This is a genomic window from Nocardia sp. CA-135398 (assembly GCF_050955845.1).
Taxonomy (GTDB): domain Bacteria; phylum Actinomycetota; class Actinomycetes; order Mycobacteriales; family Mycobacteriaceae; genus Nocardia.
On record NZ_CP192084.1, the window covers coordinates 5347186 to 5373175 of the forward strand.

21 protein-coding genes and 1 pseudogene are annotated in these 25990 nt (G+C 65.6%); 8 read left to right on the plus strand and 14 right to left on the minus strand.

What is annotated here, in order from left to right; genetic code table 11:
* Positions 1 to 9: 9 nt before the first annotated feature.
* From trpB to ACQP1T_RS23205, 3 genes are all read right to left on the minus strand, one after another.
* Positions 10 to 1245 carry a tryptophan synthase subunit beta gene (trpB, locus tag ACQP1T_RS23195; protein ID WP_433755132.1) on the minus strand — a complete coding sequence of 412 codons (1236 nt, stop codon included), beginning with the start codon at positions 1243 to 1245 and terminating at the stop codon, positions 10 to 12.
* A 269-nt stretch (positions 1246 to 1514) separates the two neighbouring features.
* Positions 1515 to 2885, minus strand: a complete 1371-nt coding sequence (locus ACQP1T_RS23200; protein ID WP_433755133.1) for a polysaccharide pyruvyl transferase family protein — start codon at positions 2883 to 2885, stop codon at positions 1515 to 1517.
* Between the two features lie 97 nt (positions 2886 to 2982).
* Positions 2983 to 3642, minus strand: coding sequence for a TetR/AcrR family transcriptional regulator (locus ACQP1T_RS23205; protein ID WP_433755134.1), 660 nt, complete (start codon positions 3640 to 3642; stop codon positions 2983 to 2985).
* Between the two features lie 76 nt (positions 3643 to 3718).
* Between ACQP1T_RS23205 and ACQP1T_RS23210 the strand changes: the two genes are divergently transcribed.
* The 3 genes and pseudogenes from ACQP1T_RS23210 to ACQP1T_RS23220 all read left to right on the plus strand — a co-directional run bounded on the left by ACQP1T_RS23210 (position 3719) and on the right by ACQP1T_RS23220 (position 7681).
* Positions 3719 to 5524 carry a hydroxysqualene dehydroxylase gene (locus ACQP1T_RS23210; RefSeq protein WP_433755135.1) on the plus strand — a complete coding sequence of 602 codons (1806 nt, stop codon included), beginning with the start codon at positions 3719 to 3721 and terminating at the stop codon, positions 5522 to 5524.
* Positions 5523 to 5735 (plus strand): annotated as a pseudogene (locus tag ACQP1T_RS23215) (glycosyltransferase); the annotation flags it as partial. The gene ACQP1T_RS23210 and the pseudogene ACQP1T_RS23215, both read left to right, overlap by 2 nt.
* A gap of 533 nt (positions 5736 to 6268) precedes the next feature.
* Positions 6269 to 7681: a lipopolysaccharide biosynthesis protein gene (locus ACQP1T_RS23220; protein WP_433762328.1), complete on the plus strand. Its 1413-nt coding sequence runs from the start codon at positions 6269 to 6271 to the stop codon at positions 7679 to 7681.
* Positions 7682 to 7865: 184 nt separating this feature from the next.
* Here ACQP1T_RS23220 and ACQP1T_RS23225 read toward each other — a convergent pair whose 3' ends face one another.
* Both ACQP1T_RS23225 and ACQP1T_RS23230 read right to left on the minus strand, forming a co-directional pair.
* Positions 7866 to 8528, minus strand: coding sequence for a sigma-70 family RNA polymerase sigma factor (locus tag ACQP1T_RS23225; protein ID WP_433755136.1), 663 nt, complete (start codon positions 8526 to 8528; stop codon positions 7866 to 7868).
* Between the two features lie 197 nt (positions 8529 to 8725).
* Positions 8726 to 9445, minus strand: coding sequence for a GAF and ANTAR domain-containing protein (locus ACQP1T_RS23230; protein ID WP_433755137.1), 720 nt, complete (start codon positions 9443 to 9445; stop codon positions 8726 to 8728).
* Between the two features lie 328 nt (positions 9446 to 9773).
* Here ACQP1T_RS23230 and ACQP1T_RS23235 point away from each other — a divergent pair, with 328 nt between their 5' ends.
* The gene (locus ACQP1T_RS23235) at positions 9774 to 10535 is read left to right on the plus strand and encodes a GAF and ANTAR domain-containing protein (RefSeq protein ID WP_433755138.1); all 762 of its coding nucleotides are present in this window, start codon (positions 9774 to 9776) and stop codon (positions 10533 to 10535) included.
* 1 nt (position 10536) lies between these two features.
* Here ACQP1T_RS23235 and ACQP1T_RS23240 read toward each other — a convergent pair whose 3' ends face one another.
* From ACQP1T_RS23240 to ACQP1T_RS23260, 5 genes are all read right to left on the minus strand, one after another.
* Positions 10537 to 11259 carry a GAF and ANTAR domain-containing protein gene (locus ACQP1T_RS23240; RefSeq protein ID WP_433755139.1) on the minus strand — a complete coding sequence of 241 codons (723 nt, stop codon included), beginning with the start codon at positions 11257 to 11259 and terminating at the stop codon, positions 10537 to 10539.
* 224 nt (positions 11260 to 11483) lie between these two features.
* Positions 11484 to 13517, minus strand: a complete 2034-nt coding sequence (locus ACQP1T_RS23245) for an SDR family oxidoreductase (protein WP_433755140.1) — start codon at positions 13515 to 13517, stop codon at positions 11484 to 11486.
* A 301-nt stretch (positions 13518 to 13818) separates the two neighbouring features.
* Positions 13819 to 15519: a bifunctional metallophosphatase/5'-nucleotidase gene (locus ACQP1T_RS23250; RefSeq protein ID WP_433755141.1), complete on the minus strand. Its 1701-nt coding sequence runs from the start codon at positions 15517 to 15519 to the stop codon at positions 13819 to 13821.
* A gap of 98 nt (positions 15520 to 15617) precedes the next feature.
* Complete coding sequence (locus tag ACQP1T_RS23255; protein WP_433755143.1) at positions 15618 to 16277, minus strand: cutinase family protein; 660 nt, start codon at positions 16275 to 16277, stop codon at positions 15618 to 15620.
* Between the two features lie 184 nt (positions 16278 to 16461).
* Complete coding sequence (locus ACQP1T_RS23260; protein WP_433755144.1) at positions 16462 to 17511, minus strand: zinc-binding alcohol dehydrogenase family protein; 1050 nt, start codon at positions 17509 to 17511, stop codon at positions 16462 to 16464.
* Positions 17512 to 17693: 182 nt separating this feature from the next.
* Between ACQP1T_RS23260 and ACQP1T_RS23265 the strand changes: the two genes are divergently transcribed.
* Entirely contained in the window at positions 17694 to 18305 is a 612-nt protein-coding gene (locus ACQP1T_RS23265) for a TetR/AcrR family transcriptional regulator (protein ID WP_433762329.1), read from the plus strand.
* Positions 18302 to 19993: an FAD-binding dehydrogenase gene (locus ACQP1T_RS23270; RefSeq protein WP_433755145.1), complete on the plus strand. Its 1692-nt coding sequence runs from the start codon at positions 18302 to 18304 to the stop codon at positions 19991 to 19993. The genes ACQP1T_RS23265 and ACQP1T_RS23270 overlap by 4 nt, the downstream gene beginning before the upstream one ends.
* 135 nt (positions 19994 to 20128) lie before the next feature.
* On the opposite strand, the gene ACQP1T_RS23275 is transcribed toward ACQP1T_RS23270, so the two are convergent.
* The 3 genes from ACQP1T_RS23275 to ACQP1T_RS23285 all read right to left on the minus strand — a co-directional run bounded on the left by ACQP1T_RS23275 (position 20129) and on the right by ACQP1T_RS23285 (position 23174).
* On the minus strand, positions 20129 to 20980 hold the full coding sequence (locus ACQP1T_RS23275) for an expansin EXLX1 family cellulose-binding protein (protein WP_433755146.1): 852 nt from the start codon (positions 20978 to 20980) through the stop codon (positions 20129 to 20131).
* Between the two features lie 244 nt (positions 20981 to 21224).
* Positions 21225 to 22481: a bifunctional 3,4-dihydroxy-2-butanone-4-phosphate synthase/GTP cyclohydrolase II gene (locus ACQP1T_RS23280; protein WP_433755147.1), complete on the minus strand. Its 1257-nt coding sequence runs from the start codon at positions 22479 to 22481 to the stop codon at positions 21225 to 21227.
* Positions 22482 to 22541: 60 nt separating this feature from the next.
* Positions 22542 to 23174 carry a PadR family transcriptional regulator gene (locus ACQP1T_RS23285; protein ID WP_433755148.1) on the minus strand — a complete coding sequence of 211 codons (633 nt, stop codon included), beginning with the start codon at positions 23172 to 23174 and terminating at the stop codon, positions 22542 to 22544.
* 100 nt (positions 23175 to 23274) lie between these two features.
* Between ACQP1T_RS23285 and hemC the strand changes: the two genes are divergently transcribed.
* A complete protein-coding gene (gene hemC, locus ACQP1T_RS23290; RefSeq protein WP_433755149.1) occupies positions 23275 to 24204 on the plus strand; it encodes a hydroxymethylbilane synthase in 930 nt (309 codons plus the stop codon).
* Between the two features lie 141 nt (positions 24205 to 24345).
* Here the strand turns inward: hemC and ACQP1T_RS23295 are convergent, their stop codons facing one another.
* Positions 24346 to 25188: an IclR family transcriptional regulator gene (locus ACQP1T_RS23295; protein WP_433755150.1), complete on the minus strand. Its 843-nt coding sequence runs from the start codon at positions 25186 to 25188 to the stop codon at positions 24346 to 24348.
* A 241-nt stretch (positions 25189 to 25429) separates the two neighbouring features.
* On the opposite strand from ACQP1T_RS23295, the gene ACQP1T_RS23300 reads away from it, so the two are divergent.
* Positions 25430 to 25906, plus strand: coding sequence for a flavin reductase family protein (locus ACQP1T_RS23300; RefSeq protein ID WP_433755151.1), 477 nt, complete (start codon positions 25430 to 25432; stop codon positions 25904 to 25906).
* Positions 25907 to 25990 lie beyond the last annotated feature (84 nt).

Consider the following 25990-nt stretch of genomic DNA (forward strand, 5'->3'; position numbering starts at 1 on the left):
GCGAATCGCCTATCCGGCCAGTCGCTCCGCCGCGATGGCCAGATCCTTGTCGCCGCGACCGGAAAGGCCGACTACCACGATCGAATCGGCGGGTAGCCCACCGCGCTCGGCCAGTTCGAGAATATAGCCGACGGCGTGGGCGGATTCGAGGGCGGGAATGATGCCTTCGGTGCGGGTGAGGGCTTCCAGACCTCGCAGGGCAACGGCGTCGGTGGCGGTGCGGTAGGTGACGCGACCGGTGTCCTTGAGATAGCTGAGTTCCGGGCCGACGCCCGGATAGTCCAGCCCGGCGGCGATGCTGTGCGTCGGCGTGACCTGTCCGTCGTCGTCCTGCAGCAGATAGCTGTAGGCGCCGTCCATTTCGCCGGGACTTCCCGCGCTGAGGGTCGCCGCGTGATCACCGGTTTCGACACCGAGGCCCGCCGCCTCGACACCGATCAACTGGACCTGCGGTTCATCGACGAAGGGATGGAAAAGGCCGATGGCATTGCTGCCGCCGCCGACACACGCCACGAGGTAGTCCGGTAGGCGGCCTTCGGATTTCAGGATCTGCAGTCGAGTCTCGCGGCCGATGACGGTCTGCAGATCGCGCACGATCATCGGATAAGGTGCGGGGCCCGCCGAGGTACCGAACAGGTAGTGCGTGGTGTCGAGGTTCGCCACCCAATCGCGCACCGATTCGCTGATGGCCTCCTTGAGTCGGCGATTGCCGGTCTCCACCGGACGCACCTGCGCGCCGAGCAGCGTCATCCGCATCACATTGGAAGCCTGGCGGCGCATATCGTGCGCGCCCATATAGATGACGCACGTCATGCCGAGCATCGCGCAGACGGTCGCCACCGCGACTCCGTGCTGACCGGCACCGGTCTCGGCGATGATCCGCGTCTTGCCCATCCGCTTGGCCAGCAGACCCTGGCCGAGTGCGTTATTGATCTTGTGCGCGCCGGTGTGCGTCATATCCTCGCGTTTCAGATACACCCGCACGCCCGGCACCGCGAGCAACTCGGCGAAGCGCGGCACTTGATGCAGCAACGTCGGACGGCCGACCCGGGTGCGCAGCAATTCGCGCAGTTCGTCACGGAATCCGGCATCGGCCCGCGCCAGCGCATAGGTCTGTTCCAACTCCAGCAGCGCCGCCATCAGCCCTTCGGGAACATACCTGCCGCCGAACTCACCGAAGCGCCCGCGCTCGTCCGGCAGTGTGCTCGATAGCGATGCGCCTCGCGAGACATGATCAATAACCATCCACACCAACGCTTCCTGCCGCGAGTCCCCAGCAACTGTCTACTTCGACTCGCCGCACTGCGCGCGTCCGCAACGGATTAGTTAACAGTCTCTTTAGGTTGCCGATTCGGGATTCACCGCATCGCCAGTTCTGTGAAACGGCCAGTTCAGATGTCAGCCAACAAATCCGGGCGGTTGCGGAGGGTGGCTACCGTGCGCACACGCAGGCGGTTAATGCGGCCCTGGCCAGGCGGGCATCCCCGGCCAGCACATCGCCACGGTGAACCAGGTCATCCCCCTGCTCGCGGGACCGGCCGAACCGGTCCGTTTTCCACCAATCCGAATACCCGTGCCAAACCACTGCGGCCCGCGTCGATCTGTTCGACGGCCCGCTGTTGCAGCGGATCCCGTAGCGCGGGTGCATCGTCCCACAGCTCGTCCAGCGCCACGGTCAATTCCTGTTCCAGTTCGGGATCGTTCAGATGCACCACGCGAAGTCCGGTGCCGAACATCTGCGCGAGCCCGTGGAATTTGTCGTCGTAATACTCCGAGGCGGTAATGCCGACGGCCGGGATTCCCTGCGACAGCGCGAAGACCGCCAGATGATAGGCACTGGTCACCAATACCCGACACCGCCCGACCTGCCGGGCCACATCCGCCGGTGTGCCAGCACGACCGACCGGGGGAAGCGCTTTATCCGCCCCCGCCAGCAGCGGCAGTGTCGAAAGCCGGTCCTCGGAGGCGTATTCGGAAATGATCAGCGGCACCAGCCCGGCATCCAATTCCGCGGCGCGGGTGCGCATCACCTTTCCGACAATGCCCTGGGCTTCGGGGCTGACCTGGGCATAGTCCGCGACCCGCAGGCATACGCCGATCTCCGTGCCGATCCTGGCATTGCGACTGCGATAGGCGAATTCGACCGCATCGTCACCGGTGACCAGCACGCGGTCCGATTCGACACCGAATGTATCGAGCAGCCCCGGTCCGCGCCGTCCTTCGCGCAGCGCGACGAAATCGACCTTCGGCAGTACCTCCTCGGCCCGGCGGACCAGATAGGGATCGCGCATGGGTCCCATGCCCTGACCGATCAGCGCGGTCGGAATGGCGCGCGCGGAGGCGTATTCGAGCAGATCGAGGGTGCGGTGCGCCTGATATCGGTCGACATCGGTCAGATAGCCGCCGCCGATCGCGAGCACCAGCGAGGCCTGTTCCACCGCCGCCGGAATCTCCACCGGGAATTCGAGTTCCGGTGCCACCGGATGCACCTCGGCGTCATCGGTCGCGCCGCGTGCACGTGCGCGGATGGCCCGCAGCCTGTCCTTCGGTCCGTCCGTGCTCGCCCGCCACCACAATGCCGCCGGGCCAACCACTTTCGTGGCCGCGGAATGCGATAACAATGCTTGCCAACCGTGTGATCCCCAACGCCAATCGGGCCCACAGATCGGCTCGGCCTCCGGCACCAGAGCCCGCAGCACGCCGGGCTGATGGGTCAGCACACCGATGCGCGCCCGCGGCCAATGCGCACGGATGCGCTCGACGGTGATCACCATCATGGCGATATCGCCACGATTGCGCAGCCAGTACTCGCCGTTCTCGACGAGCACCCGGATCTCACGTTCGACGATATCGATGCGCTCGGCCACAGACCCCTTGGTCCCCACTGTCCTGATCCCTCCCGCTGGTCCCCCGCGGGTCGGTCCGCGCCCGGCACGGACTCGATGTGAAATCTACCCCACCCAATCGAAGTGGGCCAGCCGGCTAATCCGTTGTCCGCTCGGCGATCTCGCCGCTGTAGACCGCACGCAACGAGGCTCCGGCGAAGGCCGCGCAATAGTCGATGAGATTGTCCATCGGCACGTCCAACCGACCGCCCTGCTTCTCCACGATCACCCGCTCCAGCATCCCGACCACCGACAGCGCGAAGATATCGATGATCTCCGCGCGCGGCTGAACATCCGGCCGCGCCTCGGTGGCCGTGGCCGCGACCAATCGGGCGAAGCGCCACAGCGCCTCGCGCATCCGATATTCGGCACCGGCGGAGGTGGGTTCGACGAAAACGATGCGCAGCTTGCGCGGGTCCTCGACCAATGCGGTGAGATATGTGCCGATCCCGGCCCGCAGTTTGCGCGTCCCGCGCGGCTTGGTCGCCTCGACCGCCGTGGCGACGGCCGCGAACAACTCGTCGATGACATGGTCGAATACCGCCGCGAACAGATCCTTGGTACCGGCGAAGGATTCGTAGAAGTACCGGTCGGTCAATCCCGCCGCGCGACACAGATCCTTGACGCCGGTCGCCGAATATCCGCGCGTACCGAACAGCTCCAGCCCGGCTTCCAGGAGTTTGCCGCGTCGCGCCGCGACTCGGTCCTCCGCGCCGATCCCGCCATAGGTCCGCACCGGGCGTCGCTGCATCGTCATGTTCGCATTGTCTCCCATCCCGACCCGCGATCTGATAAATATGACGATCGAGATAGTCAGAATTAGGGGTCGTGCAGTGACAACTCAGCATCGGGACAACCAGATCAGCAGACGCTCGCTGCTACGCGGCGCGGCGGCGGCGGGCACCGCGGGATTGGCGACATCGACCGGAATCGCGGGGGCCGAGCCGAGGCCGCGACGCCGAAATGGCCCGTCGCGCAATACCGTCGCGGTCCTCGGCGCGGGCATCGGCGGTCTCACCGCGGCACATGAACTGGCCGAACGCGGCTTCGCGGTAACAGTTTTCGATCGCAAGGAACTCGGCGGAAAGTCCCGCACGATTCCGTTGCCGGGCACCGGAATCGGCGGCCGCGCGCCGCTACCCGGCGAGCACGGCGCGCGCGGATTCACTTCGTTCTATCACCACGTGCACGACACGATGCGCCGCATTCCGTTGCCAGGTTCCCGAAAGTCGGTGTACGACAATCTGATTCCATTCTCGGTGAGCGATCCGCACTATCCGCGCTCGGGCAATATGCCCGACGGCTTCCCGCTGATGTTCGGGTTCTATTTCGATCCCGCGCAGGCGCTTACCCCGGAGGGGCTGCAGCGCATCCTGGTCGAGGTGTTCATGAAGAACAATCTCGTTCCGCTGCCGGAGGCCATGTATATGGCCGGGCGGGTCGTCACTTATCTGACGTCGAGCGAGGAGCGTCGCTTCGGCCAGTGGGAGCATGTGAGCTGGTGGGATTATGTCGGTGCGGCGAGCAGATCCGCGCAGTTCCAGGCACTCGCCGCCACGGGTCTGACCCGAGCGCTGGTGGCGGCCAAGGAATATGCGGCCAGCACCAGGACCATGGGCAACATGATGGAGGGCTTCTTCATCGCACTGCTGCAGGAACTGACCGGCGGCCCGAAGGTCTACGAGGTGCTCAACGGACCGACCAACGAGGCCTGGCTGGATCCGTGGATTTCGCTACTGGAGGGCATGGGTGTGAAGTTCCGGCCCGGTCACGCGCTCGAGGAATTCGTGGTAGCCGACGGCCGTATCGGCGGTGCGCGCATTCGGCGCCCGAATGGCGGCACCGAGGTGTTCGACGCGGATTGGTATGTCTGCGCGGTGCCGACCGACCGGGCGCGACGGCTGTGGTCACCGGAAATCCGTGAACTGGATCCGGCACTCGGCCGAATGGATGCGCTGACCGTCGACTGGATGAACGGCATGCAGATGTTCGTCAGCGAAAGGCTGGATCTCGGCAACGGATACAACATCTATCTCGACGCGCCATGGCGACTGACCTCCTATACTCAGCGAGCGTTCTGGAATGTCGATTACGCCGCGAAATACGGTGACGGATCGATCGTGGACGGGCTCACCATAGATATCGCCGACTGGGATACCCCGGGCATTCTGTTCGGCAAGACCGCCAAGCAATGCACCCGCGACGAGATCTACCAGGAAACCTGGGCGCAGATGACGGCCGCGCTGAACGACGACGGCCGAATCCAGTTGAAGGACGGCATCGTCCGCGAGTGGATGCTCGATCCCGGCATCGAGTGGGCGGACGGACAGAATACGAATGACGAACCGCTGCTTGTGAATACGATCGGATCGTGGGCCGATCGACCGACCGCGCACACGCAGATCCCGAATCTGTTCCTGGCCGCCGACTACGTGCGGACCAATTTCGATTTGGCGACCATGGAGGGCGCGAACGAGGCGGGCCGCACCGCGGTGAACGCACTCCTGGACGCCTCCGACTCCCCCGCCGCCCGCGCCCAACTCTTCACTCGCGATTCGATTCCCGCTTTCGAACCGTTCCGTCAAATGGATGCCGCTCGTTATAGGGCCGGTCAGCCTAATCTGTTCGATTACCGCTAGCGACTGCGATGGCCTGCCGGATTCGGTTCGTGGACTGGATTCTTCGCCGATCGTGCCCGCCCGGGACGCCGAGGAACTGGGCGCTCGGATCGTGGCCGGACTCGGCGATGCGCTGCCGACGCCCGAACAATGTCGCACGCATGCGGAAACTTTCTCGTGGGATGTCACAGCGGAGCGCCATCTCACGATGTATCAGGAATTAAGGCGATGACCCCATCGAGGACGACCAAGGGCCTCTTTCTCGCGCATACCGCGGCGCCGTCGGGCGCGGAACTGTCGACGCTGCGGTTGCTTGCCGCGCTGCGCGAGTCGGGGCTCATCGATGCCGCTCAGATCTATACGGAGGACGGCCCGATGGTCGAACGCATGCGGGCACGCGGAGTCGAGACCCGCGTCGTGCGTGGTGCATTCGACAGCCGCGCCATGACCATCGGATCCGGGCCGGTGCGGCTGGTCGCCGGATTCATTGCCCCGGTGCGACTGAGCTCGGCGGTCGGTGCGACCGCGCGCGAACTGGGTGCCGATGTCTATCCGGGCGTGGAATTCACCGGGGACAACGAGCGCGCCGCACAGTGCGCATCCAACGAAATGGTCGTCGTCGCCGTCGGCAGGCTGCCACCGTGGAAGGGCCGGGACGTGCTACTGCGCGCGATCCCGGCGGCCAGAGTGCAACCGCGACAGGCTTTCTCGAACCCCAACGCAAAGGCGCGGCGGCACAGCAGAATCCGCGAGAACGGACTCCGCATGTCTGAACACAAACATGCCGCAGGCCAGCCCACCGAGCCACCGACACCGACCGCCACCGGCGGAGCGCACCGCAGGAACGAACGCGGCGGGCCCGGCGGCGGCCTGCACCGATCGCACGGCCTCGGCGGGGTACTGCGCGATATCGGCTACGTCACCTTCGGTAAGTACGGGCAGTACGTCATCACGATCGTCACGGTTCCGCTGATCGCGCGGGTGCTTGGCGCGCATGGTCTCGGTCTGCTGGCGATCGGCATGTCGTCGTATTTCATCGGCTCGCTGCTGGTCGATCTCGGCATCACCTCATTCCTGGCCGCCCGGGTGCACGATTCGCGCGAACGCGACGACGAGGACGCGCGACTGCTGATCATCAATCAGCTGCGCGGCGATTATCTGGCCATCCGCGCGACCACCCTCGGCGTCATCGGGATCGCGCTGCTGCTGAGTCTGGCCGCGAGTGCGCCGGCGCAGGTGGACATGATCCTGTTGGGTCTGTTCGCGGGCGGATTCTGGTCGGTCTCGGAGGATTGGCTGCTGATCGGACAGGGCCGGTTCGGAGCCTCGACCGCCTATCAGGCGGTCGGGCGGATCGGGTATCTGATCCTGCTCGTCGGCCTGCTTCCCCGCATGCCCAGCGCGCAACTCGCACTGCTATGCCTGCTGATATCGTCCGTGCCCACTGTGGCGCTGACCTGGTGGGATTCGCTGCGCACCTTCGGCACACCCGCCCGGCCGCGCCATATCAGGACCGTATTGCGCACGGGCGCACCGGTTCTCACATCCCGCGTCCTTGTCACGACCTACGGTCAGGGTGCGGCCGCGGTGTATTCGGCGGTGCTGGATACGGTTTCGCTCGGTCTCTACTCAGCGGGCGACCGGCTCGTGCGTGCGATCCAATCCACTGTGGATCCCATCGGTTTCGCGTTGATGGCCCGGATGGCAAGGCGCAGCAGCGATCACCGATTCTGGCGGCACGACCTGCTTGCGCTGGCGGCCTGTATCTGCGTCGCCACCGTCGCCGCCGTCGCCGTCTGGCTGGCCGCGCCGCTGTTGATCCGGTTGGCCTTCGGCGATGAATTCACCGGAGCCATCGGGCTGTTGCGGGTCGAGATCTTCATGCTGCCCGCCACCACGATCACCTCCTTCGTCACCACGGCGCTGCTACCGGTTCGGCAGGACACCACCGGCGTACTCATCGGCGCGGTGCTCGGCACCTGTGTCGCGGGCGTCGCACTGTTCATTGCCTTTCGGACTCATTCGGTCTGGACACTCGTCTACGGCAGTGTGCTCGTCGAATTCAGCACGGCCATCTGGTATCTCGTCCGGGTCCGTACCTTGATCGTGCGCGAACGCATGATGCCCGCGGCAACGAGTCCAGCGGTGGTGCTGATGCGCGAGGAGGGCGCCGCGTGAGGATTCTGTTCGTCGGGGACGACTGGGTCGGCAGCAATGCGCGCTCACTCGCATACGCCGACACCGGGACAATCGGATCCGGATAGCAAATCATCGACCCACTCGCCCGGACCTGCCCGCGCCGGGACAATACGGGCGCGCACAGGGCGCTGTTCACCGTCGGCGCGGGCAGTCTGATCAGGCGTTAGTTGAGTGGTTCGGACAAGTCGGTCTTCAGGTGTTCGAGTCCCGCCCGGATCCGGGATTTGACCGTCGGGAGACCGACGCCGAGACGCGCAGCCACCTCGGGATAGCTGAGGCCCGAGTAGTACGCGAGCGCGATGGATTCGTGCTGGAGTGCGGTCAGCTGGGTGAGGCTGCGCCGCAGTGCGTCCCTTTCGTCGTGCCGCATCGCTTCCTCGGCCACCACATCGGTCGGCGGCTGATAATCGCGGCTGCCCCAGGAGTGATTGTGGTCGGTGGTGGCGCGCTCGTGTCGGACCCGGTCCACGGCCTGGCGATGGGCCAGCATGCGCAACCAGGTGAGCACCGAACCGCGACGCTCGTCGAACCCGATCGCGCAGCGCCACACCTCGAGGTAGACGTCGTGACAGGTCTCTTCGGCGTACCCACGGTCACGGACGATCGCCAGCACGCGGCGATAGACCAGACCGCGAGTGCGGCGATAGAACTGAGCGAAGGCCTCTTGATCGCCGTCGCCGATGCGATGTACCAATTCGGCATCGACACCAGCGGATTCGGTATCGATCCGATTACGAACCGGGCGAGCGACGGACCGCAGAGTGGTTGGAAGTCGTTCGGACCGATGCGGATTGCGTTCGGACCGAGATGAAACGAGCAAGATCACGATTGCCCCCAGACAACAAGTGATGCGACAAGCATGTTGATTTCGACGAATGACGCAGCGTCGAAGCAGACCGTCGAGGACATGGACGGACCTGGCGGAGAACGGGATCCGGCCGGGGACTGGGGCCGGTAATCCAATTCCACACTACCCCGCGGCGCGCACGTGCCCGTGCACTTTCACGTAGGCAATGGGCCGACTCAGACCCGCAGGCCGAGCTCCACGATCCCCTTCGCCACCGCATGTACGGCGACCCGATTCTTTCGTGCGTGCGTGCGGATCAGTTCGAAGGCGAGTTCCGGCGTGGTCCGCCTGGCATTGGCGATCACACCCTTGGCCTGTTCGATGACGATCCGTGAATCCAGCGCTTGCTGCAATTGCGCGGTCAAACGCTGCTGACGGCGCAGCATGTTGGAATTGACGATGTGGCCGGTCGCCATGCTCGCCAGCAGGCCGCCCACCGAGAGATCCTGGTCGGACCACACCCGCGGGCTCGGACCGTACAGGCCGAGCGCGCCGACCGTGGTCTCACCGACCCGCATCGGAATCTCGGCCAGCGAGGACAGCCCGTGCCGGACCGCCTCGGCGGCGAACTCCGGCCAGCGCTCGCTGTGCAGACCGATATCGTCGATCGCGATGGGTTTGCCAGACCGGAACGCGTCCACGCTTGGACCCCGCTCGCTGCGATGCTGACAGAGTTCCATGGCCACCAGCTCCTCCGGAGCCGCGGCGGCCATCGGGGAGCGCTCATCGGTCGTGAGCGTCTCGTCCGGCATCAGCATGACGGTGCAGCCGACCAAGTCGAGCGCGACGATCGCGCTGTTCATCAGCTGGCGGACCATCTCTGCTGTGTCACCGATCGCGGGCAGCAGTTCGGCGAGCCGCGCTGCCGCGGCCACCAACACCTCATTGTCAGACACCCGAATCACCCCGCACGTGCGAAAGTCGGTCGTCCCCTCAAGTCCCGCGCCGCACTTGCTGACCTTCCCATGGTATGGCTAAGCGGAGTTACACACCACAATTTCGCCACGACCATCCTCCTTTGAATTGTCCAGCTACTCATCGGATTCCGTTGACCGGCCAGCCGGTAGTGGTCGACATGACTACTATCCGGATGCCACCATGGACGACAGGTCCGGCCTGACCGTGCACAATGATGTGCCCGGTGAGGCTATATTTCGCTGAATTCTCTCCGTTAAAATGTGCCGCATTGCGGCGAGTAGCAATCACCGCGACCGGGAGACTGCAATGGCGCCCCCATTCGACGATCGGCAGCACGACCGATCCTCCGAGCCGCTGCCGGATTCGATCCAGTTATTACGGTCACTTGTGCGCGCGGTCGACTCGCTGGCTAGCGATTTCGACGTTGTCGAACTATGTCAGCAGCTACTGGAGGCCTGTACCGATGTCACCGACGCGAGTGATGCCGGATTGTTGCTAGCCGACCAACGCGGTGAGCTACAGGTACTCGCCTCAACCAACGAGTCGTCGCGACTGCTCGGTTTGTTACAGCGCGAGGGACCCGGCCTGGATGCCTATCGGAGCAGTACCGCGGTATCGGTCCCCGATCTGCGTGCCGCCGGGGAGCTGTGGCCGGAGTTCGCACACACGGCATCGGCCGCTGGGTATCGCTGCGCCTGTGCCGTGCCACTGCGGCTGCACCGCGACAGCATCGGCGCGCTCACGATCCTCGCCGACTCGGCCGCGCCGCTCGGACAGCTGGATCTGCGCATCGGGCAGATTCTCGCCGACATCGCGGCCGTCGCTATCGCGCACCATGTGCTGCGCGCGCAAGGTACGACGATTCAGGCGCAGTTGCCGACCGCATTGAATACCCGGGTCACCATCGAGCAGGCCAAGGGGGTGCTCGCCGAGCGCGGCGACCGGGATATGGATCGCGCCTTCCAGATCATGCGCGATTACGCCCGCGCCACCGGACGGCGGCTCACCGATATCGCCGGTGACATCGTCGAGGGGCGCATCGATCTGCGTGCCGACGCGGCGGACTGAGTCAGGTATCGAAGCGGAGCCGGTTGTCCACGACCAGTGCCGCGACCTCGGCCAGCGACAGCCCGTGCGCGAAGGCATAGGCGCGCAGCCGCGCATAAGCGTCGGGTGCGCGAATGTCCAACTGCGCGAGCACGATTCCGGCGGCCTGGTGGATCGTGCGACTGGTCAGCGGCTGATCCCACCATTGCGCCGCGGCGTGCACGGATTTCGCCGATCCGGCCACCAACTGCGTGATGACCAGATCGGCGATATGCAGCCCCGCCGAAATCACATACGGTTCCGGCTTGCCCGGTTCGGCCCGATACAGATCGAGCACACCGAAGCGCACCACTCCCAGCTGTAACGGCACCGCGACCATCGAACCCGCCACCATCGCCCCGGCCACCGCGACTCGGTTCAACTCATCGGCGAATCCCGGCCACCGCACATCGGTTTCGGCCAGATCGGCCACCAGCACCGGCACACCGCCGACGGCGGCGTCCACGGCCGGGCCCTGCCCAGCGGTGGCCTGCACCGCCTCCACTCGCGCCGCCACCGAATCACTTGTGGCCCACGGCTGCAGCCCGGCATCGCGCTCCTGGATCAGAATCGCGGCACGCTGCACCGGCAGCACCCGCACACAGGCGCCGCACAGGGCGGTCATCCCACCGCCTTCGGCCGACAGCTTCGTCAGAAGCTCGACGGCCGACAAAAATTCATCGGTCAATTGATCGAACTGCCCCACACCATTCCTACGAACTCTCACGACCGTTATCCCTGCCACGAGGTCGACGGTCCCTTGTCCCAGGATTCGTCACGACACCGGCACTGGACCGCAACTACACCGCGGGAAAATGCGGCGGGTCGGCTCCGCAAGAATACGAAACACCGATCGTCCACACCAGGGTCGAACGTCCCACGGTTCGCGGCATGCGGGTCGAAGGTGGGGTCAGCCCATCATGGGATCTGTCACCAGTGCAGGCCGGGGATCACCCGGGTGACCCGCGCGGCCGGGCTCGGCAACGCCATCAGCGGCAGCATCACGGGTGCGAGGTAGGACAGTGCGTTGCGACCGGAGTCCTGATCCGCCTGCGCCTCCTCGACCGCGTCGGACGCCACGCTCGGCTTCCCCTGTGCCGCATGCGATTCACCGAACCAGCGGAATCCCTGGTGCATGATCGTCCGCTTGACCGACGGCATCAGCAATTCGACGGCCTGGGCGAAGGTGCCGACCGGAGTATCGATGCGGTGCGGGCGATCCTCGATGGCGCGCACCACAATGGCGGCGGCGCGGTCGGGATCCGGTACCGGCAGCGAGCGGTAGAGATCGGTCGGCGCGATCATCGGCGTGCGCACCAATGGCATCCGCACCGAGGTGAAAGTGATTCCCGCATCCCGATTTTCGACGGCAGCAATCTCGCTGAAGTTGTCCAGCGCGGATTTGCTCGCCACATATGCCGCGAAGCGCGGCACCTTGGTCTGCACGGCGATCGAGGAGATGTTCACGATATGTCCGAAGCGCCGCGCCCGCATCGACGGCAGCAGCGCGAGAATGAGTCGCACCGCACCGAAGTAATTGACCGCCATGGTCCGCTCGAAATCGTGCATGCGGTCGGTGGAATTGACCACCGAGCGACGGATCGACCGTCCCGCATTGTTCACCAGATAGTCGACATGGCCGTGATCGGCGAGCACCGCGGCGACCAAATCGTCGACGCCGTCGGAATCGGTGATATCGCACGGATAGGCATGGGCGACACCGCCTTCGGCCCGCACCGACTCCGCCGCGGCGTGCAGATCGTCCACACCGCGCGCCACCATCAGCACGGTCGCACCGCGCTGCGCGACGGCATGGGCGGTGGCCAGTCCGATACCGGAGGACGCACCGGTGATCAGGACGACGCGCCCGTCCAGCGCGTCACCGCTGTCGCCGGGCCGACTCCGATCCGGGTCCAGGTTCTCGGCCCAGTACTGCCACAGCCGCTCGGCATAGCTGCCGAACGACGGCACCGCCAAACCCGTCCCGCGCAACTGCGCCCGGGTGGAGTCGGAGACGAATTCCGCCGTGAACGAGGTGTGCGGCGCGACCTCGGCGGGAATTCCCAACTGCGCCAACAGGAAATCGCGAACAGTGGACACACCCGGGATGTGGGCGAGCCCGTTCAGCGCGAGCCCGCTGCCGGGCACCGTGCCGATTCCGGTCGGCGCGCCCGCCGCGGCCGCGAGCGCGGCGTAGATCTCGCCGAACGGCTGCGGCTCGGGGTTGACCAGGTGGAATGTGCGACCGTCGAGGCCCTTGCGGCGCACCAGCTCGACCATCGCACCCGCCACATAGTCGACCGGCACGATATTGGTCGCACCCAGATCCGGCAGCAGCATCGGCAGTTCGGCGGGCAGTGCGCCCAGGCGCGAGATGGCCGGGAAGAAGTAGTACGGACCGTCGATCTTGTCCATCTCACCGGTGCGCGAATCGCCGACCACGATCGCGGGCCGGTACACCCGCCAGCGCACGCCCTCGGATTCGCGGACCAGCTTCTCCGCGGCGAATTTGGTCCGGTGGTACGGCGAGGTCAGCCGCTGACCGAGGTCGAAATCCTCCTCGAAGAACTTGCCCTTGTGGTCACCGGCCACGGCCACCGAGGAGACGTGGTGCAGCACCGCGCCCAATTCGCGGGCCAGCTCCAGCACCGAGCGGGTACCGGCGACATTGGCCGCGTGCGCGGTCTCCTCATCGGCGGTCATGTCGTAGACGGCGCCGAGGTGGATGATGTGGTCGGCCTCGGGTGCGTCCTCGATCAGGCCGAGGCCTTCGGCGGTCAGATCACCGAGCATCGGAAAGGCGCGTTCGCCACCGGTCCAGCCCGCGGTGAGTTCACTGAATTTCGCCACCGACGCGGTGCGAACCAGCACATGCACAATGGCTTCGGAATCGGCGGCCAGGAGTTCCTGAACCACCCGCCGGCCCAAGAATCCGGTTCCGCCCGTCACGATGAAAGTCGTCATCGCATTTCCTCCTGCTGTCGCACTCGAATTGAGTTGTCACACAAGCGCGCCCGACATGCAGCAGTGAATGCGGACATCATTGATTTCGGCTACCAGCCAACAGTTTGCTGAGCCAATGCAGGAACACCATTGCCCTACTGGTGGGTAACTTTAACGGGCGCAGCTAGTCCCGGGCAAGCGAATGACGGCCCGGGGCGATGTGTGAATGGTCACCAATGAGCGACGCTAATATTGTGTGTTACAACAGTTTTCAGATAATGCCGGAACGCGAAACCTGAATCGGGACACCGTGTTTGCCGACTCAGCGCTTCTCGGCGCGGGTGGGCGGAGATCCCAGCGGCGGGCGCCCCTTCAGATAGGCCTCGAAGGCATCGAGATCGATGGGCCCGACGGTTTTGTCGGTGCCTTCGGTGAAGACGGTGAAACCGTCGCCGCCCGACGCCAGGAAGCTGTTGGTGGTGATGCGGTAGGTGGCGACCGGGTTCAGGGGTTGGCCACCGATGCGCACACTGTCGGCGACTACTTTGCTGCCCTTCGGACTCGACTCGACATAGGTGTAGGTGAGGCCGGCAGGTGAGAGCACGGTCGCCTTGCCGTTACTCCACTGCTGTTCGAGCAGGCGCAGGATCTGGCTGCCGGTCATGGTGACGGTGACGACCTGATTGCCGAACGGCTGCACGCTATAGATGTCGCCGTAGCTGATCTGACCTGACTTCAGATCGGTGCGTACACCGCCCGGATTCATGAATGCCGCGACCGCCGACGCGGGCGCGGCCGCGGTGGCCGAGAGCATCGAGTCGGCGATGACATCACCGAGCGGCGATTCACCGGAGCCCGCCGGTTCGTGCGGCAGCGACGCCGCCGCGATGCCGACCGGGCGCTGCGCGCGCGGTTTGGCCTGCTCGGCATAGAAGTCGATCAGCGAGGTGGTCGCCGCGTCCGGAGTGACCTCCCTGGTCACCACCCGATTGACCGCCGATGCCTGCACACCGTCGGCTCCGAAGCGCAGGGTGACATCGGTGATCAACCGACCGTAGGAGGCGGCCTGGGTGACCACCTTGCCATCGATGGTGCAGACATACGGCTGGTGCGAATGTCCGGTGAACAGCGCCCGCACCGCGGGATCGACACCGGTGGCCAATGCGGTGACCTCCGCGGAGATATCGGCGCAGCCGTTGTAGTCGACCGCGGCATTCTGTGCCGGTTTCTGCACCCCGCCGTCGTGCAGCAGCGCGACCACCGTCTGCGCGCCCGCCGACTTCACCTCGGGGACATAGCGATTGATCGCGGCGACCTCATCACCGAAGGTGTAGCCCCGAATGCCTTCCGGGAAAACGATACTCGCCGTTTCGGGCGTCACGGTGCCGATGACGCCGATCTTGTGTCCGCCGACCTCGAGCATCGTCCACGGCCGCAGCGTCGGCGGCAACTTGCCATCCGCATCGGTGACATTGGCGGCCAGGAACGGGAACTTCGCGCCGGTGAACGGCGTGCCCGGCGAGCATCCGGCGGGCGAGCACCCACCTTGCTGCAATCGCGCCAATTCGATGACGCCGTTGTCGAATTCGTGATTGCCCACCGAGGAAGCGGCCAGTCCGATGGAATTCAGGAAGGTGATGGTCGGCTCGTCGTGGAAGAGTCCGGAGACCAGCGGGCTCGCGCCGATATTGTCCCCGGCGGACAGCACGGCGCTGGCCGGATACGCCTTCTTCAACCGAGCCAGATGGGTGGCGAGGTAGGCCGCGCCGCCCGCGTCGTATCCGGCGATCTTGCCGGTCGAACCCGTGGGCGGCTGCAGATTGCCGTGTAAATCGTTGAGCCCGAACAGATGTACCTCATCCGACTGCGCGCCGCGCAGATCGTCGGTCGAGATGAGCGGGATCACCCCCGGCGCCGTCGAGGGGGTCGGGTGACCGCTGTCGGATGCGGTACCGCAGCCCGCCACCAGGGCGATGCTCACGAGTCCGGCGATTATCATGCCGATGCGACGGTGCGCTGTCATATTCCGACTGTCCCACGCCCGGGTGCCGTCGGCATGAATCTCGTGCGAACACACCGACGGCGGGGTCGGTGCTCGACCCCGCCGCGCGGATTTCCCGGTTACACCCGGCTCGCCGCGAAATCCGCGGCCGGCCAGAACGCCCAGCCGTAATTCCCGTGCTGGTTCGGATCGATGCCGCCACCGCAGACCGGATCACCGCCGGTGCAGTAGTCGGCGGTCTTCCAGGCATAGTTGCCCGGAACGCCCCAGCCGATCAGGCGGAGGGGATCGCCGAACAGCAGGACCGCGGACACCTTCCATTCGAGATCGCCGGGGAGCACGTAGATCCCGGGCAGCGCGGTCACGATGCCGGTGCCGACGACACCGTGCACGACGGCCGCGCCCTGTGAGTAGCCGACCAGGATGAACTGCTGATCCGGGCACATTTGCGACTGCCGAATGACATGGTCGGTCATGTCCTGGGTGCCGCGGCTGAGCGACGTCGGGTCGAGCAGGTCCGCGGGATAGTCCACCCGGTAAGCGCTGCTGCTCACCGGAAGTGCTTGCAGCAGCGTGCCATACAGCGGATCGCCGACGACGGAGCCGAGCCACCCGGGTTCGCCGGTGCCCCTGGCGACCACCACATCGACCGCGGCACAGTCCGCCCGCGCCTGCGCGCCGATGCTGGTCACCACCCCCGCCGCAGCGACCAGCAACAGCACAGCGAATATCCGTGCCAGCCACCACTTCTCGAGAATTCTTACCTTCCGGATTTCCATCGTGATCACCTCTCACGCCGTTGTGAGAAGCCGAGTGACGCTTGTCAGCGACAAGCGTCACTCGGCTATATCCGCGAAGGTAAGAACGGTAAGACAGTTGCGTCAAGCAACTCAGCTGAAGCGAGACCGGTTCAATGCTCAATCGTGTCCTGGAATCCGTTCGCGCGCATGACGATTCGGGCGCTTATGGGATGAGAACCGCTGCGCCGGTGAAACGTCCGTGTTCGAGATCCGCGAGGGCTCGATCTGCCGTACCGAGGGAGTACCCCGTTGTGGTCACATGTATACGGTGTTCGCCGGCCAGCGCGAGGAATTCGCGCGCGTCGGCGCGGGTGTTGGCAGTCACCGAGCGAATCTCGCGTTCCTGGAACAGATGCCGCTGATAGTTCAGCGCCGGGATATCGCTGAGATGGATGCCAGCGATGGCGAGGATGCCGCCGCGATCGAGCGCATCCAGCGCGGGCAGCACCAGCTCGCCGATCGGCGCGAACAAGATCGCCGAATCCAATTGCACCGGAGGCCGATCCGCCGCACCCTGCACCGAGGCGGCGCCGAGATCGGCGGCCAACTCCCGCGCGGCCGGATCCCTGGTCATCACATGCACCTCGGCACCACGCGCCAGCGCCACCTGCGCGGCGATATGCGCGCTGCCGCCGAAACCGTAGATCCCGAGCCGTCCACCCCGTGGCAGATCGGCACGCTGCAGCGCCCGATAGCCGATGATCCCGGCACACAGCAGTGGCGCGGTTTCCATATCGTCGTATCCATCGGGCAGGCGATGTGCGTAAGCCGCTGGGACAGTGGCATATTCGGCATAACCGCCGTCCGCGTCCCAGCCCGTGTACGCCGAATTCGGGCAGAGATTCTCCGCGCCGCGCAGACAGTACCGGCAGATGCCGCAGGTGTGGCGCAACCAGGCGATGCCGACGCGATCGCCGACCGCGAACTCGGGTGCCGGAGAGCCAAGTGCCCCAGCGGATCCCGGTCCCCGCGCCACCACCTCCCCCACCACCTCGTGTCCCGGCACCACACCGGGCCGATGCACCGGCAGATCCCCCTCGGCAACGTGCAGGTCGGTGCGACAGACCCCACAGGCCAGCACCCGCACCAGGAGTTCACCGGCCGCGGGTTCGGGCACCGCCTCGCGGACGAAGTCGAGCGGTCCGCCATCGATCGGTCCCGGCCGTCGCACCCGCCAGCCGGTCATGCCCGTGGTCGCCGCACTCGCAGTCATACCGATCACTCCTCACCCGACGGGGGGACGGTCCCTTCGGATTATCCCTGCCGACGACGGTGGTTCACCCGTTCCGCCGACGGCGAGTCGGGCTTCTGATACATTTCTGTATTGAATACACTGTTGTATCGAATGGACCGAGGAGGTGTGCGTTGGCATCGACCACCGATGCGGAAGCCCCGATGCGCCGGGTGACCCGCCGTCGCACCGAGACCCGCAAACGCCTGCTCACCGCCGCGTATCAGGTCTTCGCCGAAGAGGGCTTCGGCCGCGCTTCGGTGGAGCGGGTCTGTGAGCGGGCCGGGTTCACCCGTGGCGCCTTCTACTCCAACTTCACCTCGCTCGACGAGTTGTTCCTCGCGATGTGGGAGCAGCGATCGGCCGCCATGATCGCCGGTATCCGCGCGACCCTCGACGGCTTCTCGGTCGACGGCGTCGCCGATATCCGCGCCGCGGTCGAGCGCCTGGACCGCGCCGTGCCGATCGATGAGGACTGGTTCCGCATCACCGCCGAGTTCACCTCGCACGCGCTGCGCACGCCGGGCCTGCGGCAGGTGATGGCCGGACGCGAGGAGGCGATCGTCGCGGCACTGATGCCGACGATCGTCGACGCACTTGCCCGCGTCGGCCGAACCGTGCCCGATCCCGTCGCACTGGGTCAAGCCCTGGTCGCGGTACACGACGGCACCGCCGTTCAAGTGCTGATGGAACCCCGCAGTCGCACAGTGCGCAGCCGACGCACCGATCTTTTCTGCCACATCGTGCTGGCCTACAGCACCGAAACCGAAGGATGACCATGACCGAGCCCAGTCCCGAATTCACCCAAGAGGCAGATGTCATCGTCGTCGGTGCCGGCCTGGCCGGGCTCGTGGCGACCCATGAACTGGTCAAGGCGGGCCGCAAGGTCCATGTGCTGGACCAGGAGAATCGCAATAACCTAGGTGGCCAAGCCTTTTGGTCGCTCGGCGGCCTGTTCTTCGTGGACAGTCCGGAGCAACGCCGCCTCGGCATCAAGGACTCCTACGAACTGGCACTGCAGGATTGGTTCGGTTCGGCGGGATTCGATCGCGAGGACCAGGACTACTGGGCCCGCCAGTGGGCGCGCGCCTATGTGCGATTCGCGGCCACCGAGAAGCGGGATTACTTGCACGAGTTGGGTTTACGGGTGACACCGCTGGTCGGATGGGCCGAGCGCGGTGGCGCCTTCGCCGACGGCCACGGCAATTCGGTACCGCGCTTCCATCTCACCTGGGGGACCGGACCCGAGGTGGTGCGGGTGTTCCAGGAACCGGTGCTCGAGGGTGAGCGTCGGGGACTGGTCGGCTTCAGTTTCCGGCACCGGGTCGACGAGTTGATCGTCGAGGACGGTGCGGTGGTCGGCGTGCGCGGCAGCGTACTCGAGCAGACCGATCTGGAACGCGGTCGGGCCTCATCGCGGAATGTGGTCGGCGACTTCGAATTCCGCGCCGAGGCGGTGATCGTCACCTCCGGCGGTATCGGCCACAATCACGAGCTGATCCGCCGCAACTGGCCCACCGAACGACTCGGCCCGGCGCCGAAGACCATGATCTCCGGTGTGCCCGCACATGTGGACGGGCGGATGCTGGGCATCTCCGAGGCCGCGGGCGGCGCCATCGTCAATCGCGACCGCATGTGGCACTACACCGAGGGCATCAACAATTGGAATCCGATCTGGCCCGATCACGCCATCCGGATCATTCCCGGTCCGTCCTCGCTGTGGTTCGACGCCAATGGAAAGCGTTTGCCCGCACCGTGTTTCCCCGGCTTCGACACCAATTCGACCATGAAGGAGATTCTGGCCACCGGCTACGACTACTCCTGGTTCGTACTCACCCAGTCGATCATCGAGAAGGAGTTCGCGCTATCGGGCTCGGAGCAGAATCCGGATATCACCGGTAAGGATCTCAAGCTCACTCTCAAGAGCCGGGTGGCCAAGGGTGCGCCCGGTCCGGTCGAGGCGTTCAAACAGCACGGGGTCGACTTCGTGGTCGCGAATACCTTGCGCGAGTTGGTCGATGGCATGAACAAGATCGCGCGCGGCCCGCAGCTCGACTACGACGAGTTGGAGCGACAGATCGTCGCCCGGGACCGGGATGTCGCCAATAAGTACTCCAAGGACGCGCAGCTGATGGCCATCAACAACGCGCGCCAGTACTTCGGCGATAAGGCGGGCCGGGTGGCCAAACCGCATCGCATCCTCGATCCGGCGAACGGGCCGCTGATCGCGGTGCGGCTCAATATCTTGACCCGCAAGACCCTCGGCGGACTGCAGACCAATCTGGATTCGCAGGTGATGCGGCCGGACGGCACGCCGCTGCCCGGACTGTATGCCGCTGGCGAGGTCGCCGGATTCGGCGGCGGCGGTGTGCACGGCTACAACGCGCTGGAGGGCACCTTCCTCGGTGGCTGCATCTTCTCCGGCCGCGCCGCGGGACGGGCCCTCGCAACGAATCTGCGCTAGCACTGCGTCCAGATCGCTTGTTGCGCTGGGCAGCTCACCGAGCGCAGTGATATGGCGGTCTAATTCCGCGTGGGCGACCACCATTCGACTACGTTCGACGGAACCCAGTGCGGCAGAAGCTAGCTGGGCGCGGCACTAGCTCACACAGCCCGTGGCGGTGACGCTGGACGGCGGCTGCGGTGTCGTGGCCGCGAGATCCGGCGTCGGCGCGGGCGGCGGTTCCGGAAGAGGCTCGGTGTAGAGGCTCATACCGGTATACCGCTCGCCCGGCTCCAGGGAGATTCCGGAGATCTCCACCTGATGCCCGTGCACATCGGTGACCCGTGCCGAGAATGGTCCCCGCCCGGCGCCGCTGATCGTCCAATAGTTGTCCATGCCGCGATTGAGCTCACGCCACGGCTCGTCCGCCGCGGACCGCAATGCGATCCGCTGGATAGGATTTCCCGATCCGGTCACCAGCATGGCCAGCCAGGAGGGTGAGGAGTCCGGCTTCAGCTCGTAGACCAGCTCGGGTGCGGGGAGCGGATCGCGGACCACCGCATAGCGGATCGGTGCGACGCCGTCGAACCGATCCGCGATCTGTCCGAAGGCGGCCGCACTCAAATCCAGTTGTCCCGGCGCACATCCCGGGCAGCGATCGGCGATGAGTACCCGAACATCACCGCGCGGACCGTGCACATCGAGGTACGCGCCGCACAGATCCGCACGACCGTATTCCCGAGTGGAGACGCCAACATAGAAGCCATTCGTCGGCAGTCCAGCGAACGAACAGGCGGCACCGGGACCGAACGAGTAATACCGCGCCTCCCCCGGACGTGTGGGCGGCGATGCGTCCACCGTATGCCAGTTGGCAATGCCGGTGCTGCTACTGGCCACCATCATCCGCGAGGTTTCCGTCCCGGTATCCGGAACCGCGGGTGTCGCCGTGCAGGACGACTGCTGCTCGGGTCTAGCGATCCAGACCACGACCGCCACGGCGGTCAGCATGACGCCAACGGACGACCACAGCCACCCCGAGCGGAAATGCTGGTTTTCGATCGGTATTCGGTGCACCGCTGTCCCCGACTTCCGGCTCACCCAACTCGCGGACTCTCCATCCTGACTCCATCAGGAAAGCAGGCCGACCCGCGCCGCATGACTCGAACGAAAAATCTCCGTAGTGAAACAGGCACACATCGGCAATCTCATGGCAAATAGCCAGCATTCGACGATGTAGATCGGAAAAGATCCGTCACCAAGAGGTGGCCCTTACCGGTTCGGCGTCCACACCCGAGAGTTGATGATCCATCCGATCGCGTTTGGCGCGCAGGTAGCGGATGTTGTGTTCGGTCGGCGTCGCCTGCAGCGGCAGCCGCCGCAGCACCGTGACTCCGTACTGTTCCAGGTCCGCCTGTTTGGCCGGGTTGTTACTGAGCAACCGAACCGACCGGATTCCGAGATCGGCGAACACCTGCGCACCCGCCGCATACCTGCGGGCATCGACCGGCAACCCGAGCGCGAGATTCGCTTCGACGGTATCGGCACCGCGATCCTGTAATTCGTACGCCCGCAACTTGTTCAACAATCCGATGCCCCGCCCCTCCTGTCCGCGCAGGTAGACGACCACGCCGCTGCCCTCCTCGGCGACCGCGCGCAATGCGGCGTCGAGTTGGTCGCCGCAATCGCAGCGCAAGGAGCCGAGGGCGTCACCGGTGAGGCATTCCGAATGCAGCCGCGTCAGTACGGATTCGCGGCCCGGCGCACCGAAAACCAGTGCGAGGGTTTCGGTTCCGGAGACCTCGTCGCGGTAGCCGATGACGCGGAATTCGCCGTATCGCGTCGGCAATCGGGTCTCGACGACCCTGGTCAGGGTGCGTTCGGCACGGCGGCGGTAGGCGATCAGATCGGCGATCGAAATGATCGGTAGTCCATGGGTTTCGGCGAAGTCGAGCAGTTGCGGTAGACGGGCCATCGAGCCGTCGTCGTTCACGACCTCGGCGATGACACCTGCCGGCCGCAGTCCGGCCAGCCGGGTCAGATCGACGGCCGCCTCGGTGTGGCCCGCGCGGCCGAGCACACCGCTGGGATGTGCGCGCAGTGGGAAGACATGGCCGGGTCTGGTCAATTCGTCCGGTGTGGTGCGCGGATCCGCCAGCGTGCGCACGGTGTTCGCGCGGTCGGCGGCCGAAATCCCGGTGGTCACACCGGAAGCCGCGTCCACCGACACGGTATAGGCCGTGCTTTTGGGGTCCTCGTTGATCGGCGTCATGGGCGGCAGCTTGAGCCGATCCAGGTCCACGCCGGGCAGCGGTGCGCACAGCACGCCGCTGGTGTGGCGGACCATGAAGGCGATGGCTTCCGGCGTCGCCAGTGCGGCGGCGAGGACCAGATCGCCCTCGTTCTCCCGATCTTCATCGTCCACGACCACGACCATGCCGCCCGCGGCGAGCGCGGCCAGCGCCGTCTCGATCGTATCCAGCGAACGCTGCTGTGCGAATTCGGTGCGCATATGACTAGTAGAAGTATTTCTATTAGTCATAGCAAGCGCCATCCCGCTCAGTGAGCGGGATCAGGAAGCGCGGCGCGCTCTCCCCTTCGCGGACTTCTTCGGAGCGGGCTTTGCCGCGAGTTTGTCCACGTCGGCGAGCAGTTCCTCGGCGAAATCGCGCTCGGCTTCGTAATGCCGTATGCACCAGCGCAATACCGCGCCCGGATAGGCCCAATTCGGATTCTCGGCGGCGCCCTCGGCATCGATCTCGGCCAGTTTGCGCATCCGCTCCGCGTATCCGATGTGCTCGGAGAGGATTTCGCGCAATCGGTCCGGTTCGGCGAGATGCCCGAGCCAGGCCCGCAACATGACACTGTGCTTGAGCACCGGCGCCTCCACCGGCGCGTGGTTCACCCACTGCGCCGCCGCCGCGCGACCGCTCTCGGTAATGGCGTACATGCGCTTACCGCGCACGCCGTCGTCCTGCAGCACCGTGCGCGAGGTGGCGTAACCATGTTTCTCGAGGCGTTTCAGCTCGGCATAGATCTGGCTGAACGATGGGCTCCAATAGAAGAATTGGAGGCTCCAATCGGCCCATTTCTTCAGGTCGTAGCCGGAGAGTTCGTCGGCGTGCGAGAGCATGCCGAGCACGGCCCAACTCGTCGTCGGCAGGTCGGGGACCCCGGCGCTCGCCGGAGACTTCGCTTCGGTCACGATAGGACTATACCGCTTAGGCATATTTCGGGTGCAAAGTCCCGCTGAGTGGGACCCGCCCCGGTGATCGGTGCGCTGACACCGGGAGTAGTCTCGCCGCATGTCGCGTACGCGCATTATTCGGATCGCCACCCGATCCAGCCCGATGGCCCTGGCTCAGGCCGAACAGGTCGCCGGATTGCTGGCCGGGCTCGGCGTCGAGAGCGAGCTGGTCAAGGTAACCACGGCGGGCGATCGGTGGATGGGCGATCTGTCCAAGCTCGGCGGTAAGGGCGCCTTCGTCAAGGAGATCGATCGGGCACTGCTCGATGACGAGGCGGATCTGGCGGTGCACTGCCTCAAGGACATTCCCGGTGATATCCCGGTGCCGGAAGGGCTCGCCTTCGCGGGCTATCTGCCGCGCGAGGACGTGCACGATGCGGTAATCACCCGCAACGGCGCGCCACTGCTCGAACTCCCCGAGGGCACGGTCGTCGGTACCAGCTCGGTGCGCCGGACCGCGCAGCTGCGGCTGCACTATCCGCATCTTGCCGTGAAACCGTTGCGCGGCAACGTGAATACCCGATTGGTGCGCCTCGAAGAGGGACACATCGACGTGCTGATCGCGGCCGTCTCCGGCCTGCACCGCGTCGATCAGGCGCACCGGATCACCGAAACCCTCGACCTGGACACCATGTGCCCGCCGATCGGGGCGGGCGTGATCGCACTGCAATGCCGCGACGACGACAGCCAGCTGCTCGATCTCGGTGCGCGCCTGGACGATCCGGCCACCCACCGCCATGCCGATGCCGAGCGCGCGATGCTGCACGCATTGCAGGGCCACTGCAACTCCCCGATCGCCGGGCACGCGACGACCGACCCCACCGGACGACTCACCTTGCACGGCAAGGTCTTCAACCTCGACGGCAGCCAATGGCTGGATGCCAAACACTGGGGCGTCCCGGAGGACCCGAGCGCCCTCGGCTTCTTCGTCGGCGCGGACCTGCTGCGCCAGGGCGCACGCGCGATCATCGACTCGATCCCGCACTAGATGCCGCCAACCTGCTGACGCATATCCACTGCCTACCTCGCATGGGGCACACCATGTGCGAGCTAGGCACTGGGTGTGCGCGGACAGCAGCACGGTGTACGTGCAGCCATCGGGCCCGAGCACGAAGCTCTACAACGGAAATCAGCGCCACCGAGCTTGCCGCGGAAACAGCGCACGTCCCGCCTCGTGCGCGACCTCGACCAGTACCCGCGCCAAACGGGCGGTGTCCAAGGCCGTTCGGTCGCCGCCGATTTGGCCGGACAGCGACAGTGCGCCCACCGCGGCGCCGCGCCCGCGAATCGGCACCGCGACGCAGGAGATCCCGGTTACCGACTCCTCGTTGTCCACGGCAATTCCCTGCCGATGCCGGATCCGGGTCAACTCGCGGTGCAGTTCCGCCCGGTCGCAGATGGTCCGCGGCGTCAATTGCGGCAACCGGTCCCGGAAGGAGGTCTCGATAATGCTCGGCTCGAGCGAGGCCAGCATCGCCTTGCCCAGGGCCGTACTGTGCGCGGGCATCCGGCCGCCGAGGCGGGTCGGGATGCTCGCGGTGTAGCGGCCACCGGCCTTGTCCAGGTACAGCACCTCGCGTCCGTCGAGTACGCCGAGGTGGCCGACCATGCCGGTGCGCTGACACAGATCGTGCAGCAGCGGACTGACCACATCGCGAATCTCGTGGTGGTCGGCGGCGAGTCCGCCGAGTTCCAGCGGACGCAGGCCGAGGCGATAGCCGCCGGGCGCGTGCGCCAACCAGCGCAGCCGGATCATCTGGTCCAGGATGCGGTGCACAGTGGACCGCGGCAGACCGGTTCGCTCGGCCAAACCGAGCAGCGTCAGAGTCGGTGTCGAACCGTCGAAAGCGTCTAGGATCAGCGTCATTCGCTCGATCATGGAAACCGGCGGCTGCGCGGGCCGGGTGGTCGGACGACCCGGACCCGATAACAGCTCGTCGGATCCGGGACCGGTCAGCACCTCGACCGTCATGGCGCACCTCCATTGTGTAGCCCATACAGCTTAGAAGTATTTCGATTAGGCATGTCAGTTTTCGGCATACCTTCTTGTGTCCCCAATCACAGTGCCGTCAGGCGAACGACGTCGAATCCCGGAAACTACGGAGATCGCTACGGATCTTCTCGGTAGCCGGAACCGATCATTGACAGCGCACCGCACGCGCCGCTTACCTTCATGGCGAAACGGAATATTTCTAGTAGAAACTAGGAGCGCCATGGCCGTCGTGCTCGACTTCAAGGCCGTCCTCGGCCGGTTCGCCACCGGAGTCACCGCGATCACCGCCCTGGACGGCACCCAACCCGTCGGGTTCGCCTGCCAGTCCTTCTCCGCACTATCGCTGGATCCGCCTGCCGTGGCGCTGTTCCCGGCGCGGACCTCGACCACATGGCCGCGGATCCGAACCGCACGCAAGTTCTGCGTGAACGTGCTCGCCGCCGATCAGGAGCGGGTGTGCAGGCAGCTCGGCCGCAGCGGTCCGGACAAATTCGACGGTCTCGACTGGAGCCGCTCCCCCAACGGTTCACCGCTACTGGATGGTTCCATCGCGTGGATCGATTGCGAACTCGGTGGGGAGCTGGACGGTGGCGATCACACCATCGTCATCGGCCATGTCACCGCGCTCGGCGCGGGCCGCGACGCCGATCCGCTGCTGTTCTACCGCTCCGGATTCGAGCGCCTTACCACGGCATGAGCGAGCGCGGCGAGCGAGCGATCAGCCAGCTCCCGACCAGTGAGACCACACCTTTGCGCGCCCATCGGCGCGCCGAACCATCGA